We start from the raw sequence: 15,832 nt of genomic DNA, 5'->3' as shown, positions 1-15,832 counted from the left end.
CGGAAAGAGCGGAGACTCGTCCCATGGCTGACATGGGGGCATTCCGGGAGGCGGTCACCGCGTGGGCGGCCGGTGGCCCCGGCGACCCTGCGCGCGAGCTGGCCGTGCGGCTGCCCGTCCGGGCGGTCGTCCTGCTCGAAGGGCCGAGCGACGTCGCAGCGGTCAGCGCGCTGGCCGCGAGCCGCGGCCGGGACCTTGCGGCCGAAGGAGTCTGCGTCCTGGCGATGGGCGGTGCGATGAGCGTCGGGCGCTTCTCCCACCTCCTCGGGCCACCCGGCCTGGACCTCCGCCTCACGGGACTGTGCGACGAGGCGGAACGCCCCTACTACGCCCGCGGCTTGGAGCGGGCCGGTGCAGCACAGCAGGAGTTCTTCGTCTGCGCGGCGGATCTGGAGGACGAGCTCATCCGCGCGCTGGGCGTGACACGAGTGGAGGAGCTCGTCCGGGCGGAGGGGGACCTGCGTGCCCTGCAGACCTTCCTTCGCCAGCCCGCACAGCAGGGCCGCACCTCACAGCAGCAGTTGCGGCGCTTCCTCGGCACGAAGAAAGGACGCAAGATCCGCTACGGCCGCGTCCTCGTCGAGGCCCTCGATCCCGACCGCGTACCCGCCCCACTCGACAGGCTGCTCACCAGTCTCTGACCGGCGCATGTGCAGCGGTGAACGATGCCGGGAAGCCGGGCGTGGGAGAACTGCGTGCCCGGTTCGAAGCGGCGCCGACCGGAAACGGAGCAACCGCCACCGCCGCCGGTCCGCGACCCTCAGATCCAGCCTCGCCTGGCGGCTTCGGTGCCCAGCTGGAAGCGGGTCTCGAGGCCGAGCCGGGACGCGATCGCAGCGATCCGGCGGGTCACGGTGCGCGCGCTCGTCCCCAGTTGCCGGGCGATGGCCTGGTCCTTGTAGCCCGCTTGCAACATCCTCAGGAGCAGGAGATCTTCCGTGCTCGGCCGGTCGGGGGTCTCCGGGGGCGTCGAGACGATGGGCTGTGCCCGCTGCCAGTACACCTCGAACAGCTCGAGGAGTGCGTCGAGCAGACCCGATTGATGGACGACGGCGATTCTGTCGTACCGTCCGCCGACCAGTGCGACCAGTGCGACACGACGGTCCATGATCCGCAGCCTGAACGGCAGGGCCGGCAGGATACGGGCCTGTTCGCCGCGCTGGGCGAGGCGGGTGATCAGCTCGAATCGGCCAGGCTGCTCCAGCGCCTCCGGGGTGTAGACCGACCGTATGTCGGCGCCGCGGCCCAGCAGATCCATCGTGAAGGCCTCCTCCAACTCGTTGCTGTACGGGCCCAGATACGGGGGCCGGTCCAGCACCCAGAAGTGGGTGCGGATCGATTGGGTCAGCTCGGCCACCCGCAGCGTGACCGCCTCCTCACCGGTGATCACCTCCACCAGCCCGGTCGGATCCTCCTGCAGCCGCTTGACGCGGTACTCACTTGCCAGGTCATCGATCGTGTCCCACACCGCGGTGAACGCCGCCTCGGTATCGGCTCGGCGACTGGCGAGCAGCGCGCTCAACGCCGTCCGCGGGCTGACCGGCCGGTACTGGCCGTGCCGTTCTCTTCGCAGCATGCCCAGTTCCACCAGCCGGGCCACCGCGTGCTGTATCCGGCTGGGTGTGGTGCCCAGGTGTTCGGCGATCTCCCGCGCCGTCCGGTCCGGCTCGGCCAGGTAGGCGTGGTAGACCCGCTCGTCGAACTCGCTGATCCCAAGGGCACCGAGCACCGGGCTTCCTCCTGGTCGTCTCCGCCCGGCGGGCCGTCGGCCGGTGATGGCGCGATCCGCCAACTGGCGATATCGGACACGAGTCTTATCTGTACATCTCCCGGCCACAAGCCTTAACTCTGATCGTCCACGTCAACCTGCCGCGCGATCCCGGAGCCCCCACGATCGGTCCATGCCGCCGGCCGTCAGATACCCCGCCGATCCGTCACTTCACCCGACATGCCTGCCATGAACACCACGCCGCGCCCGCCGTACAAGGAGGTGAACGTGCACCGAATCAGGAAGAAGGTCCCTGCCGCCGTTGGTCGCATCCGTGGTGAGCAACGGTGGGTTCGAGAGCGGAACCACACCGGAGACGACGACCTCCGGGGCCGTCTCCGCCGACAGCCGGTCTGAGATCGCCCGCTCCTTCACGCACTTCGCGTGGCTGGACGGGCCCGGCTTCCCGCACACCGGCAACGCCACCAAGTCGGTCACCGCCCCGGGTCGGTGACCGTCCCGGCAAGCTGCACGACTTCGCTCGGCCTGTGACTGCATCCCGGCACCGCCGGCAGTGGCGGCACCGCCTGCGACGGTGCCCGTCCGGGCAGTTGATCGGCCCATTCGGGCCGGAAACCTACAACGTTGCCCTTCAGAGCGCCTCTTGATGTTCCTTGGCGTTTCATTCCCTCTTTTTCACAGGAGTTTGCTTTGCCAACCCCATTTCGCCGCAGATCGAGGCTGATAGCTCTCGGGTCTGCCCTGGCGATGCTGACGGCCGTCCCGCCGTCACTCGCCACGGCGTCGGCCGCCGCGCCCGGAGCGATGAGCGCATCGGATGCCGCCGGCACCCGTCCCGGCTCACTGCGCACCGTCACCCTGGTCACCGGGGACACCGTCACCACCACCACCGCCGCCGACGGCACCGAGACCAGGGAGGTCAAGGGACCGCACGGTGAAGCCATTGACTTCGAGGTCAACAAGGCCGGAAATGACACCTACGTCTACCCCGGTTCCGTCCTGCCGTACGTCTCCGCCGGGCTCCTCGACAAGAGCCTTTTCAATGTCACGCAGCTCCTCGCCGACGGCTACGACGACGCGCACACCGACCATCTGCCTCTGCTCGTCAGCTATACCGACAGCGCCGCCCGTGCCCGTGCCCAAGCGCTTCCCGCCGGAGTCACGAAGACCCGCACCCTCAGCAGCATCCAGGGCGCCGCGCTGACCGAGAGCCGGGACCACGCTGCCGACTTCTGGACCGGGCTCACCGGTGGGGCCGGCGCGCAGAGTGCCGCACGCGCCACCGGCGGCGCCCGGCCCTCCTTCACCCATGGCATCGCCAAGGTCTGGCTGGACGGGAAGGTCGAGGCCGCTCTGGCCGACACCACCGCGCAGATCGGTGCCCCGGAGGTTTGGGCGGCAGGGGACACCGGTAAGGGCGTCGACGTCGCCGTGCTGGACACCGGCGTGGACGCCGCCCACCCGGACCTGGCGGACCGCATCGCCGGCTCGGCCAGCTTCGTGCCCGACGAGGGCGTCTTCGACGACTACATAGGCCATGGCACGCACGTCGCCTCCACCATCGCCGGCACCGGTGCCGCCTCGGGCGGAAAGGAGAAGGGCGTCGCCCCCGGCGCCGCGCTGCACATCGGCAAGGTGCTCGGCACGGTGTGCGACGTCTTCGGTTGCGCCGGCCAGGGCAAGGAGTCGTGGATCCTTGCGGGCATGGAGTGGGCCGCCCGCGACCAGCACGCCAAGATCATCAACATGAGTCTCGGGGGCGCCCCGACCAGCGGCGACGACCCGATGAGCCAGGCCGTCAACAGGCTCAGCGCGGAGACCGGTGCGCTCTTCGTCATCGCGGCGGGCAACAGCGGCGCCCCGTCCACCGTCGGTTCGCCGGGCGCCGCGGACGCCGCGCTCACCGTCGGCGCCGTGGACGCCTCCGACCAGCTCGCCACCTTCTCCAGCCAGGGTCCGCGCTCAGGCGACTACGGGCTCAAGCCGGAGATCACCGCACCGGGAGTCGACGTGCTTGCGGCACGCTCGCACCTCTCGGAGGGCGAGGGGCAGTACCGGACGATGAGCGGCACTTCGATGGCCACCCCGCACGTCGCGGGGGCCGCCGCGCTGCTGGCCGCGAAGCATCCGGACTGGACCGGCCGACAGCTCAAGGATGCTCTGATCAGCTCCACCAAGGCCACCCCGCAGTACACCCCCTATGAGGCCGGAGCCGGCCGCCTGGACGTCGCGGCCGCTGTGCGGAACACGGTGTTCGCGACCGGCAGCGCCTACTCCGGCTACCACCTGTGGCCACACCGGTCCGGTGAGAAGGACGACAAGGAGGTGACCTACACCAACACCGCCGACGTCCCTGTCACGCTCGACCTGGCGATGAACGTGCAGGACGCGCCTGACGGTCTGTTCACCCTGTCCGCCACGCGAGTCACCGTGCCCGCGCACGGCACCAGCAAGGTCACGCTCACGGCCGACCTGGACAAAGCCCCCCTGGACGGCCACTTCAGCGGCGTGATCAACGCTTCGGGCGCCGACGGAAAGGTCCTCGCCCGCACCCTCGTCGGGGTCGGCAAGGAGGCCGAGCGCTACGCCCTCTCGGTGACCGCCAAGGACCGCAGCGGCAATCCGCTCTCCGGGCAGATCACCGTGCTGGGAGAGAACCTCTCCCACGACTACATGCTCGATGAATCAGGCACGACCACCTTGCGGATGCCGGTCGGTACGTACTCTGTGTGGCTCAACGCCGACGTGCAGGGCACGCACGGCCCGCACTCCCTGGGCAAAGCCATTCTGAGTGCTCCCGAGGTCGTCCTGGACCGGGATCGCACGGTCGTCCTGGACGCCTCGGCCGCGCGGCAGGTCAAGGCCGCCGTTCCCAAGGAGACCACCGACTCCCTGGCTCACATGGACATCTACCGAACCTTCGATTCCGACCACTACACGATGAGCAGCCTGGGCTCCTTCGCGCTGGAGTACGACAGCATGTGGGCGCTGCCCACCGGCAAGAAGGTCACCAAGGGTGACTTCTTCTTCAGCGCGCGCTGGCGCAAGGAGGAGCCCGCACTGACGGTGGCCTCCGGCAAGCGGAGCTTCGACGACCTGAGGGTTCAGCGGGGCTCGACACCGCTTCCCGAGGGACGGATGACCCTCGACACGGTCTTCGCCGGGCAGGGCGCCCCGGCCGACTACGCCGCGCTGCGGGCCCAGGGCAAGATCGCCGTGGTGCGCCGCAACGATGCGGTCCCGTTGGAGCAGCAGACGGCCGCGGCCGTACAGGCCGGCGCACGGCTGCTGCTGGTCGTCAACGATGGGGTGGGCAGGCTGGATCCCTGGTACGGCAGCCCTCAGGCCTTCTGGCCCCTTCCGCCCGTCTCGGTGGCGACCCTCACCCAGGACGAGGGCGAGGAGCTGATCACCCGGATCCAACATGCCAGGACCCCGCTGAGCCTGGTCTCCAGTCGCGTCACCGACTACCTCTACGACCTCGTCCGTCACTACGCCGGCGCGGTACCCGCCGACCCGACCTACCGGCCGGAGAAGAACGACCTGGCCCGCGTCGACGTCTCCTTCCGCAACTACCGGCCGGACAGGGCGGCCGAATACCGCTCGGACGTCTGGCAGGGATTCACGGTGGGTTCCCCCTTCCTTCATGAGGCTCCGGCACAGGGTGAGCGCACCGACTGGGTCTCCGCCGACACGGACATCCAGTGGAAGGACCGGGCCGAGATCCCCGGTGAAGTCCAGCAGTCGTCCCCGGTGGTGCGCTACAAGGCAGGCACCACCAGTGACCTTCACTGGTTCGGCCCGATCCAGCGTCCTCGGTTCGACAACCAGACAGGTACGCAGGAGAGGACGGGCGACGAGATCATTGCCGAGATCCCGGGCTGGGGCGACTCCGGTGGCGACCACGTGGGCTACACCTTGGACAACTTCCAAGTCAGCAACACGGTGACGCTGTACCAGGGAGACACGCTCCTGTCCCAGTTCTACGCCGACTGGGTACGGGTCGCCGGACTCAGTCCCGAGCGCCTTCCCTACCGGCTCGTCTCGGAGAATTCCCGGGGTTTCTGGACCAACCCGTACTCCACCAGCACCCGGACCGAGTGGGGATTCACCTCCGCGGCCGGCAAACCCGGAGTGGCCGCGGTCCTGCCGCTGATCCAGCTCGACTACACGGTCGACACCGACACCGCCGGCAAGGCGCGCCGGAACGCCGAACTCGTGGTCACTCCCTCCCATATCGCCGGGGGGCCGAGCTCCAGGACGATCAACGCTCTCACCCTCGACATCTCCTACGACGACGGCGCCACCTGGCACAAGGCGGCCCTCACCCACCGCGGTGACGGCTGGGGGACCACGCTCCACGCCCCCGCCCATGCCGCGTACGCCACCCTGCGCGCCTCGGCGCACGACAAGCAGGGCAACAGCGTGGCCCAGAGCATCACCCGAGCCTTCGGGCTGAAGTAACCCCGCTCGACCCCGTCACCGGGGCGGCGCCCACCGCGGCCCCGCCCGGGTGACGGGCCTGGTTCCAGGCCCGTGTGGATCGGGCCGCGTTCCGGGGCCGTCGATGGTGTCTGCCGAATGTCCATCGGGCAGGAGGGCCGGTCCGTCTGCCGAATGTCCATCAAGCAGGAGGGCCGGCGAGCTGTCGGTGATGCCCTCTGCCGTGTGGATCAGGAGAAGTTCGGGGTCCTGCCGGCCGTCGGCCCGACGGACCGGGCCGACGGGGTCGGAACGGTGCCGGGGGTGACCGGCGAACCTCGTCCATGCGGCCCACGTGCCGTGTCACGGGCCGGTGGTGCCAGGCGTTTTCACGCCCGCCCGGGGCGCGTCACCCGTCCACGGCGTCCTCGGCCTCCCAGCGCAGCAGGTCGCCCGGCTGGCACTTGAGCACCTCGCAGAGCGCGGCGAGCGTCGCGAAGCGCACCGCCTTGGCACGGCCGTTCTTGAGTACCGCCAGGTTGGCGGGCGTGATCCCTACGCGGTCCGCGAGCTCGCCCACGGACATCTTCCGCCGGGCCAGCATCACGTCGATGTCGACGGCGATCGGCATCAGATCACGTCGTCCAACTCGGCCTGCATCTGCGCCGCTTCGACGTCGCGCGCGACGGCCTGGGCGAGCAGCATCCGCAGCACGAGCACGATGAGCGCGACCCCCAGGATGGCCAGGCCGATCCCGCCCATGATGACCGTGACGCCCGGGTCGTCCCGCTGGCCCGGCGCATTGATGGCCGTGACCGCGAACCACAGGAGGGCGGCCGCCACGATCGCGCCGATCACGGCGTCCACGTACCGGAAGGCGGCGTGGGAGAACACGGTTCCGCGTCGCACCATCGTCACCAGCCGCCATACGCAGACCAGGGCGACCTGGGCCGACATCATGCCCAGGATCGTGATCACGCGCAGCGGGGTCAGCGCGAGCGACCCGTCCTCCGGGTCGTTCCCGCTGACCAGCACCCACACCATCCCTGCCTGTACGAACACGGTGCCGGTCAGCACCACCACGAGTACGGCGCGCAGCGCACGCACTGTCAGCTTTCCCACGACCCATCCTTCCATCGAGTTGCGATGGGAATCTATCGAATCTCGATAGGTTGAGCAAGGGCTGGGACGGAGGGCCGGCGAACGGCGCTCTCTGCGTCGTCCACAGGGCCGAGGTTGCGGCGGCCGGCATCGCTCGCACCTGTCGGTGCCGGCCACTGCTGTCGGAAGCGGGCCCGCATGGCCGAGGTGTCAGGCTCTGCCGGCATTTCGCAAGGGTTGTCCCGCCAGGGATTACGGGACGGTTCTTAGGGCTGCAGTGTTGAATTGACGCATGGAGGATTTACGCACAGAGAAACGAAGAAACGTGGGCCACCAGTCCGCCGTGCAACCGAATGTGACCGCGTCAGAAGAATGTTCAGTGGAAGCCGAAACCGCACACCCGTCGGCGGGAATGGGTCGTGTACCAGCACAAGCTCTTCAGGACCATGACGTTCAACGCGGTGCCATACATGGAGCCGTCCCAGGACTTCATCAAGGAGGGATCGACCGAGATCTGGGAGTACATCAATCCCAACCACGACGCCCACCCGATGCATGTCCACCTCGTCAACTTCCAGGTGCTGAACAGGCAGCCGATCGACGCGGCCCGCTACCAGAACGATTACGACAAGTGGATCTACGGTGGCCGCAAACCGAAGGACCTGCCGGTGTTGGCGAACTACTTCACCGGCCCACCGATTCCGCCGGAACCGGACGAAGTGCTGTCCTACAAGGACACGGTCAAGGTCAATGCGCAGATGGTGACCAGAATCATCATTCAGGAATTCGTCCCGCCGACGGATGAGATCGCGTCGATTCCGAACAGCGGCGCCACGCTCCCGGCGACGTACATCCACCACTGCCACCTCCTCGAGCACGAGGACGACGACCTGATGCGCCCGTGGACGATCGCCCGGGCCGATGACGACGGCGGCGGACACGGCGGCGGCCACGGCCACTGACGGACCGGCCGGCCCGAGCGTTCCGGTCCGCGCCCAAGGGACCCGGACCGGCACTGACGCGGTTGCCCCCGAGTCCTGCGAGTGCGGCGCCAGCGAGAGGCCGGATGCTCCCGGCCCTCGAATACCGCACCCTCGGAATGCTGACTCTCCACCGGTTCTGCGCATGCGCACGCTCCGAGCCCGGGAATCCGGCAGCAACGTGGGCGCCCACGTTGCTGTGCGGATCAGGCCGGCGCCTTGACGGCCGGGCCCGCCTGGGTCTGCTCGCGCACGACGCGGCGGCGCCTGGTCGGCATCCCGAGCGTCGGGTTGGTCACGCTCCAGGCCGCGCCTTTGCAGACCAGCTCCTTGTACCGGGCGGCGATCCGCCCGGTCAGGGCCGCCCGGACGGCGCGGTCATCGGCGGTGACGTACTGGATCAGGCCTTCCCTGCGGCCCAGCGAGATGCACTGGTTGAAGTAGCGGAGCGGCACGTTCGGGAGCTTCCCGCCGGTCAGGCGCGCCACGATGGCGTCGGCGGCCTGCCACGCGGTGGGGGCGCCCGAAGCGCACGACATCCGCAGCGGCTTGTCGCCCGGTCCTGTCACCATGGCCGCGTCGCCGATGGCATACACGTCCGGGTGCGAGACCGAGCGCATGGTCCCGTCGACCACGATCTGGCCTGCGTCGGTGACCTCCAGGGCGGTGGCCTCCGCGATCGTGTGGACCGCGAAGCCGGCGGTCCACACGGTGACCGCGGCCGGGATGGCCTTGCCGTCGGCGATGGTGACGCGGTCGGCCTCGACGCCGGTGACGGCGGCGTGCTCGTGCACGGTGATGCCGAGCTTGTCGAAGACCTTCCGCAGGTGCCGGCGGCCTTTGGGCGCGAGCGAGTCGCCGAGGCCGCCGCGGGCGGCGAGGACGACGTCGAGGTCCGGGCGGGCTTCGGCGATCTCGGTCGCGGCTTCCAGGCCGGTGAGGCCGCCGCCGACGACGACCACGGGCTGTCCGGCGTCCAGGCCGGCCAGGCGCTCACGCAGCCGGAGCGCTCCGGGGCGGCCGGCGATCTGGTGGGCGTGCTCGGTGGTGCCCGGGACGCCCTGGGTGTTCCAGCCGCTGCCGAGGGCGTACACGAGAGTGTCGTACGCCAGCTCCTCGGTGCCCTCGGCGTCGATGACGGTGACGGTCCTGCGGTCGACCTCGACGCCGGTGACCTTCGCGAGCTTCAGTTCGACGCCGGTATCCGCGAACATCTCGCTGAAGGGCCGGGGCTTGAGGTCCTGACCGACCGCCAGCTGGTGCATCCGGACGCGCTCGACGAAGTCGGGCTCGGCGTTGACGAGGGTGATGGTGACATCCTCGCGGTGCAGCCGCCTGGCGAGGCGCCCGGCGGCGATGGCGCCGGCGTATCCGGCTCCGAGGACGACGATGCGGTGCTGCATTTCCTATCTCCTGTCTCGCGCGGGTTCGCCACTTGAACCGGGCGGCCCGTCGTTTCCTGACAGGGGTGTGGTGTGACTCACCTCACATCGGAATCAGAAGGCGTTGAGCAGGGGTTCTCCGTGGTCGGCGGCCGCCCACTGCTCCGTCACGCGTTCGAGCTTGTCGGGGTTGACCTGGTTGCGGAACGCGGCGATGCCCTCAGCGGTGATCTCCAGGCACATGACGCCGACGACCCGGCCGTCGACGACCGCCACGACGGCGGGGTCGCCGTTGGCGGTCGTGACGTAGACCTCGGGTGAGCCGCCGGCAATGGCGCGCTTGGCCTTGCTGGGCTTGAACAGGCCCCGCATGAACGTCGCGACCGCGACGGCGCCCTCGAACGCCTTGGCGCGGGCCGGGACCTTGCCGCCGCCGTCTCCGATCGCGATGGCGTCCTCGGTGAGCAGTCGTACGAGCGGCTCGGTCCGGCCGCTTGTGGCGGCCGCGAGGAACTCCTCGACGATCCGCCGGGCGGCGGCCTCGTCGATCTCGGTGCGGGCCCTGCCGTCCGCGACGTGCTTCTTGGCACGGTGGAAGATCTGCTGGCTGGCGGCCTCGCTGATGTCGAGGACCGCGGCGATCTCCCGGTGCGGGTAGTCGAAGGCCTCCCGCAGGACGTACACCGCCCGCTCGTTGGGGGAGAGACGCTCCATGAGCGTGAGCACCGCGTACGAGACCGATTCGCGCTGCTCGGCGGTGTCGGCAGGACCGAGCATCGGATCCCCGGCGAGCAGCGGCTCGGGAAGCCAATGGCCCACATAGGTCTCGCGCCGCGCGCGGGCCGAACCGAGCTGGTTGAGGCACAGGTTGGTGAGGACCTTCGTCAGCCAGGCCTCGGGTACCTCGACGCGCTCGACGACGGTGGCCTGCCAGCGCAGGAACGTCTCCTGCACGGCGTCCTCCGCCTCGCTCGCGGAGCCGAGGAGGCGGTAGGCGATGGCCTCCAGGCGGGGCCTGAAGGCTTCGAACCGCTCCACGTCGCTCTTCGTCAGGGCCATGGCCTCGATCCTAGGCGGGCCGTGTCGTGGTGGCAGGCGCCGGCTGAGATCCGCCACACCTGCGGAAGCAACGGCAACGGTGCGGCAGTGGTGGGGCTCTGTGCCCGTGGCGCCGCCCGTACCCAGGAGGTGACGGGTGCCTTTAATCTGCAGGAAATGGCAGCCTACGTGTGGCGAAGGAGGATGAACATGACCACTGCACCCGGCCACGTCATCCAGGTTGACGCGCTCGCCGAGGCTGTGGGGATACACCGGCGGCGGGATCCGTGTCCGCCTCGCCGAGCCGGAGCGAACGATCGGGCGACGCGTCCCGTGCCACACCGGGAACGAGGCGGAACCCGGACTGTGATCCTTCCGTCTTCGCCCGTCGGACGGACTGCTCTTCGCAAGGCAGAAAGCGGCCCGACCGGAAGGTGGCGAGCGAAATCCATCGTGACATGTGATCAAAATATAGAAAATCGGCCGAAAATTGAGATATATACCATCGCAGGCTTTTTCGCGAATAAACGGCAGAATCGCGTTCTCCGTATTGCGTCAACCGCGGGCGAGACTCTGGGCCGTGGCGGGTGTCGTGACCCTCGGATTCCTCATTGCGCTGGAGTTCGCCGCACGTCGCTACGGCCTGCCGGGGCCGATCGCCAACCAGGCGCGAGAGGTGATATTCGCTCCCAAATCAGGCTTCCTGTTGTACGCCGGTATGGCGTTGATGATGGTGGTGCTCACCTGGCGGCAACGGTTCATCGCGGTCGGTGCCGCGATCGGTATCGACGTCGCCTTCTTCGTGGTCCGGTGGGCGGTCGACGCCAAGGTGACCGACGGCCACCCCTTCGGTAACGGTGCATTGTGGGTGATTCTGGGCTGTGCGGTCATCGCTCTCACTCGCCGTACCGGCCGGGAACGTGTCCTGCTCCTGAAGGGCGTCGGGCTGGGCCTGCTGCTGGTGGCCGGCCGCAAGACCGGCGACACCTGGCTGCTCATCACCTCCAAGGCCCGCCCGACGGTGCTCGACCAGTACGTGGCAACCGCCGATCACGCACTGGGCGACCCGTCGTGGCTGGTAGGCCGGATTGTCACGGCCACCGGCCCGATCGGCTTCAATTTTCTCGACATCGTCTACGGCCAGCTCGCGGTGGCCGCGGTCATCGTCGCGCTCTATCAACTGCGTAACGTGGCGGTCGAGCGCCGCTTCCCGGGCCATCATCTGGTGCGCACCTTTCTGGTGATCGGCCTCCTCGGGCCCGCCATCTACATGATCTTCCCGGTGGTCGGACCGGTCTTCGCCTACGGCACCGGCGCCGAGCACTGGGCGACGGTCAGCCTGTGGTCGCAGACGACGCCCAGCGGGCAATGGGCGGTGGCCGACCTGTGGCCGGAAACACCGCCGCCGATCACCACCCCGCACCACATGCCGTTCGACGGGATCACCCCACGGAACTGCATGCCCAGCCTGCATACGGCGTGGGCTACCGCGATCTTCATCCATTCCCGGAAGGGCCCACGGTTTCTGCGATTCGCAGGCACGTTCTGGCTGATAGCCACGCTGACCGCAACGCTGGGATTCGGCTACCACTACGGCGCGGATCTCATCGCCGGCGTGGTGTTCACGCTCACGATCGAGGCAGCCCTGCGCTCGTTCGACCGCGGCTGGGATCGATCGGGGATCCGATTTGCCGCTTGCGGCGCAACCGTCTTCGCTGCGCTCCTGGTGTCTTATCGCTATCTGCCGTCGGAGATGGCTAAGCACCCGTGGGTGTTCGGGCCGCTGCTCATGCTGGTGATGGCCTCAGTGATCTACGGCTACGTAAGGACCATCGCACCGTGGGAACCGAGGACCGCACCAGCGCTGCAACCGGAATCGCAACCCGAACCAGTTTGAATCGTGTCGCACCGGGTTGTGGGCCGAGCGTTTCCCGAGAAGGTGAGGCGCGGCGCGTGAATCGGCCGGGGCAACGACAAAGCCCCCGGCCACCGGCCAGGGACTTCGTCACGGAGCGGGCGATGAGAAGCCGTAGGCCACGGCGCCGTCGGCCGGGACGGGGCGGTGCGCAGCGCCCCGCGCACCGTCCGTCCGCCAGAGGCTCGGCCCATCCGACTGCATCACCGAGTCGAGCCGGCGTGGTGCCGTCCGTCGACCGGTGCCGGCGCCACGCCGGCTCAGCAGTCGGGCCGCATCGACGCCGGATCGCCGGGTGCGTTCGCCACCTTCGGTCGAGCCGGCTCGCCGGTCCGCTCGAATGCGCCGTCCACCGGGGTTGTCGTCGGCTCCCGTTGCTGCCGACCGGTGATGTCAGCTGATCGTGCGGCCGCCCGGGGCCAGGCTCTGGAGAGAGTGACCTCTGACTCCTGCTGTCCGATGTCGACGGTCACCGGGTAGTCCCGGTCATCTGCTCGGGCCTTGCTGCGCATCGTCGCGGCGCCAGGCTGGAACGAGGTGCCGGGTTCCTGGCTGGTGAGGCTGACCGACCAGGGGACGGGCGCGCCCGGGGTGCAGGCCACGGTTGCCTCGAAGGACGCGGCTGGCGTCGCCTTCTTCTGGATCTGGAAGACCTGCCCGGTGAGCGAGACACTCGCAGGCTTGACGACCGAGACCCGCTTCAGGGCCGAGGTGGGGCGAGTTGGGATCTGTCCTGCGGGACGGCGACTTCGGCGTCCGGTGGTCGGAGCTCCGCCGGCAGCCGGGGTTCCCCGTGAGTCCCTGCTCGACCTGGCGCGGTGGTGGCACGGGCACTTCTGATCCGTAGCTCTGGCCGCATCGGTCGGCGATGGTCATTCCGGTCGCCGCACTGCCCCGGAGGGGCGTTGCCGGACGGGGGTGGCCGGCCGGGCCTGAGGTGCTGCCCGGTGCACCGGGCGCCGACACCAATGCCGTCCCGGCTACGTCGAGCGGGGTTGGGTCGTCGGGATCCTTGAGGTGAAGAACATCGCCAGTACAGCAGCGAGCGCAAGGATCGCGACCGCGGCGCGCAGGCCGTCCAGCCTGGCCTCGGCGTTCGCCTCCATCGCGGCCCGGGCCACATCCTCGCTCATGCCCGCTTTGTCGAGAGCGGTCTTGAGCTGGGCGTCCGACAGGAAGGTCACACCGCTCTGGAGTTCGACGGCCGCCTGGCTCTTGACCTCGGCCGGGATCGCCGGATTCTGCTCGATGCTGGTCAGGAACGAGGTCGTGAGCGCGGCGATCAGGATCGATCCGGCGAGTGCGGTGCCGATCGAGGAGCCGAGGTTGGTGACGGCGTTCTGGATGCCGCCGACCTCCGCACTCTGCTCGTCCGGCACTGCGGAGACGGTGACAGAACCGAGTTGGGACGCCAGCGCGCCCATGCCGGCCCCGATCAGCAGGAGGGGGACGGTGACCACTTCCGCCCCGGCGCCCGCGTCGAGTGCGGCCATCAGGACCACCGCGCCGGCGAGCAACGCGAGGACCCCGAGCCGCACCACCCGCCTCGGTGAGACGTCCGCGAAGAAGCGTGGGATCAGGGTCGCGGCCGCCAGCAGTGTCAGAGAAAGCGGCAGGAGTCGTGCGCCGGTCGCGAGCGCCGACAGGCCCAGAGCGACCGACAGATAGAGCGGTACGACGAAGAACACGCCCATCTGGACAAGGTATTGGAAGAAGAACATGGTGAGGCCGCCGGTGAGCTGCTTGTTCTGCAGGAGAGCCGGGTCGACGAGCGGCTCCCCGCGCTGCTTCACGAGGCGGGCCTCCCAGCGGAGGAAGAGCCAGATCAGAAGCAGACCCGCCAGCATCAGCCACACGACCAGCGAGACTCCGAGCCATGAAGGCGCGTCGGGCTTCGGCCGGAACCAGCCCCATTCGCCCGAGCGGAGCACGCCATAGACGAAGGTCCCGAGCCCGAGGGCGGACAGCACGGTGCCCATGAGATCGATGTGTGGGCGTTCGTCGCTCGCCACGTCGGCGATGCGGCGCGCGAGGACCAGGATGCCGAGCACCACCAGGACCTCACCGGCGAACACCCATCGCCAGGAGAAGTACGTCGTGGCGAGGCCCCCGATGAGCGGTCCGAGCGCGATCGCGACGGCACCCGCGGCCGCGACGAGTCCGTAGGCGGCGGGACGTCGTTCAGCGGCGAAATTGCCGGCCACGAGCGCCACGACCGCGGGCAGGATGAGCGCTGCCCCGACGCCCTCCAGGAGCGACCAGCCGAGCAGCAGCACGGGCATGTTCGGGGCAAGCGCCGTGGTGAGGGAGCCGCAGCCGTAGATGCAGCAGCCGATCATGAACGTGCGCCTGCGGCCGATCAGCGCCCCGATCTTGCCGCCGGGGATCATGAACATCGCCATCACGAGCGTGTAGGCCGTGATCGCGCCCTGGACCCCGGTCACAGTCGTGCCCACGTCGTCGGCCACCGTGGCGATCGAGACGTTCATGACGGAGCTGTCGAGCGCCATCAGGAACTGGCCGGCCGCAAGGGTCCACAGGACGAGCCGCGCCGTTGCCGGACTTTCGGCAGTGCCTGACCTGGGAGTCATGGGCGAAGCATCTCAGCTGCCCGGGAGACGGATCCTCGACCCGCCACGGAGGTCAGTCGCTTGGCGGGCACGAACCGCCGACGCTGCGGTTCCGATGAATGCGCAGGACCGTGATCGTGGCTCCGTGAACTCCCGGCGCGCCGGGCAGTCTGTGGACCTGTCCGGTGACACCCGTCGTTTCGTGGAGCGGGTGACGAGAGCCGAACTCGTGCCCCGAGCTCGGGAATCACCGCTCGTCAGCAGCTGCGTGCGAGTCCGAGCCGGGCAGACGGTGCTCTACTTCCCTTGCCGGGTGGCTGTTCCTGCCCTGTGCTGACCGTGGTTCACCGCTCGATGACGCGCACATCCGGCACGGCAGCCAGCAGAGGAATGCACGAGGGACGACCTTGCACCGCTCATGCGTCGGCCGTCACGACATCGATGGTCGTGACGGCCGAGGTTTGATCGTTCCCTGCGTCCTACGGCGGCAGCGGTCGGCGCCTGGGCGGCTTCGAGGAGCGTTGCCGGTCTCAGGCGGGTCGGACCAGGGTGTTGCAGGTGTTCCAGCCTCCGCCGATTTCGGTGCGGGTGGGGAAGGGTGCGCTGGTGCTGCCGGTGCCGCGGTAGAGCCACAACGTTCCAGCGCTGTCGCGTGCGCGCCTCTGCCGGAACCCGTGCGGACGCGCGTCCACCGA

General features: G+C 69.0%; 12 protein-coding genes. 5 read left to right on the top strand and 7 right to left on the bottom strand.

Annotated elements, in window-relative coordinates; genetic code table 11:
* Window positions 1-23 precede the first annotated feature (23 nt).
* Entirely contained in the window at window positions 24-641 is a 618-nt protein-coding gene (locus tag OG878_RS19300) for a TOPRIM nucleotidyl transferase/hydrolase domain-containing protein (protein WP_328887941.1), read from the top strand.
* Between the two features lie 119 nt (window positions 642-760).
* Here the strand turns inward: OG878_RS19300 and OG878_RS19295 are convergent, their stop codons facing one another.
* Window positions 761-1,729 carry a helix-turn-helix domain-containing protein gene (locus OG878_RS19295; RefSeq protein ID WP_328887940.1) on the bottom strand — a complete coding sequence of 323 codons (969 nt, stop codon included), beginning with the start codon at window positions 1,727-1,729 and terminating at the stop codon, window positions 761-763.
* Window positions 1,730-2,042: 313 nt separating this feature from the next.
* Between OG878_RS19295 and OG878_RS19290 the strand changes: the two genes are divergently transcribed.
* Both OG878_RS19290 and OG878_RS19285 read left to right on the top strand, forming a co-directional pair.
* On the top strand, window positions 2,043-2,222 hold the full coding sequence (locus OG878_RS19290) for a hypothetical protein (protein WP_328887939.1): 180 nt from the start codon (window positions 2,043-2,045) through the stop codon (window positions 2,220-2,222).
* Window positions 2,223-2,533: 311 nt separating this feature from the next.
* Complete coding sequence (locus tag OG878_RS19285; protein WP_328887938.1) at window positions 2,534-6,193, top strand: S8 family serine peptidase; 3,660 nt, start codon at window positions 2,534-2,536, stop codon at window positions 6,191-6,193.
* A gap of 367 nt (window positions 6,194-6,560) precedes the next feature.
* On the opposite strand, the gene OG878_RS19280 is transcribed toward OG878_RS19285, so the two are convergent.
* Window positions 6,561-6,782 carry a helix-turn-helix domain-containing protein gene (locus OG878_RS19280; RefSeq protein ID WP_328887937.1) on the bottom strand — a complete coding sequence of 74 codons (222 nt, stop codon included), beginning with the start codon at window positions 6,780-6,782 and terminating at the stop codon, window positions 6,561-6,563.
* Complete coding sequence (locus OG878_RS19275) at window positions 6,782-7,273, bottom strand: DUF2975 domain-containing protein (protein ID WP_328887936.1); 492 nt, start codon at window positions 7,271-7,273, stop codon at window positions 6,782-6,784. The genes OG878_RS19280 and OG878_RS19275 overlap by 1 nt, the downstream gene beginning before the upstream one ends.
* Before the next feature lie 398 nt (window positions 7,274-7,671).
* Here OG878_RS19275 and OG878_RS19270 point away from each other — a divergent pair, with 398 nt between their 5' ends.
* Window positions 7,672-8,214: a multicopper oxidase domain-containing protein gene (locus tag OG878_RS19270; RefSeq protein WP_328887935.1), complete on the top strand. Its 543-nt coding sequence runs from the start codon at window positions 7,672-7,674 to the stop codon at window positions 8,212-8,214.
* Between the two features lie 224 nt (window positions 8,215-8,438).
* On the opposite strand, the gene OG878_RS19265 is transcribed toward OG878_RS19270, so the two are convergent.
* Together OG878_RS19265 and OG878_RS19260 are read right to left on the bottom strand one after the other, a co-directional pair.
* A complete protein-coding gene (locus OG878_RS19265; protein ID WP_328887934.1) occupies window positions 8,439-9,635 on the bottom strand; it encodes an NAD(P)/FAD-dependent oxidoreductase in 1,197 nt (398 codons plus the stop codon).
* A 93-nt stretch (window positions 9,636-9,728) separates the two neighbouring features.
* Window positions 9,729-10,673 carry an RNA polymerase sigma-70 factor gene (locus OG878_RS19260; RefSeq protein ID WP_328887933.1) on the bottom strand — a complete coding sequence of 315 codons (945 nt, stop codon included), beginning with the start codon at window positions 10,671-10,673 and terminating at the stop codon, window positions 9,729-9,731.
* Window positions 10,674-11,232: 559 nt separating this feature from the next.
* Here OG878_RS19260 and OG878_RS19255 point away from each other — a divergent pair.
* Complete coding sequence (locus OG878_RS19255; protein ID WP_328887932.1) at window positions 11,233-12,549, top strand: phosphatase PAP2 family protein; 1,317 nt, start codon at window positions 11,233-11,235, stop codon at window positions 12,547-12,549.
* A gap of 278 nt (window positions 12,550-12,827) precedes the next feature.
* On the opposite strand, the gene OG878_RS19250 is transcribed toward OG878_RS19255, so the two are convergent.
* Together OG878_RS19250 and OG878_RS19245 are read right to left on the bottom strand one after the other, a co-directional pair.
* On the bottom strand, window positions 12,828-13,169 hold the full coding sequence (locus tag OG878_RS19250; protein ID WP_328887931.1) for a hypothetical protein: 342 nt from the start codon (window positions 13,167-13,169) through the stop codon (window positions 12,828-12,830).
* Window positions 13,170-13,547: 378 nt separating this feature from the next.
* Entirely contained in the window at window positions 13,548-15,158 is a 1,611-nt protein-coding gene (locus tag OG878_RS19245) for an MFS transporter (RefSeq protein ID WP_328887930.1), read from the bottom strand.
* Window positions 15,159-15,832 lie beyond the last annotated feature (674 nt).

The sequence above is a fragment of the Streptomyces sp. NBC_00316 genome, from assembly GCF_036158715.1.
GTDB lineage: Bacteria > Actinomycetota > Actinomycetes > Streptomycetales > Streptomycetaceae > Streptomyces.
This window is presented reverse-complemented; position numbering and strand designations above follow the sequence as displayed.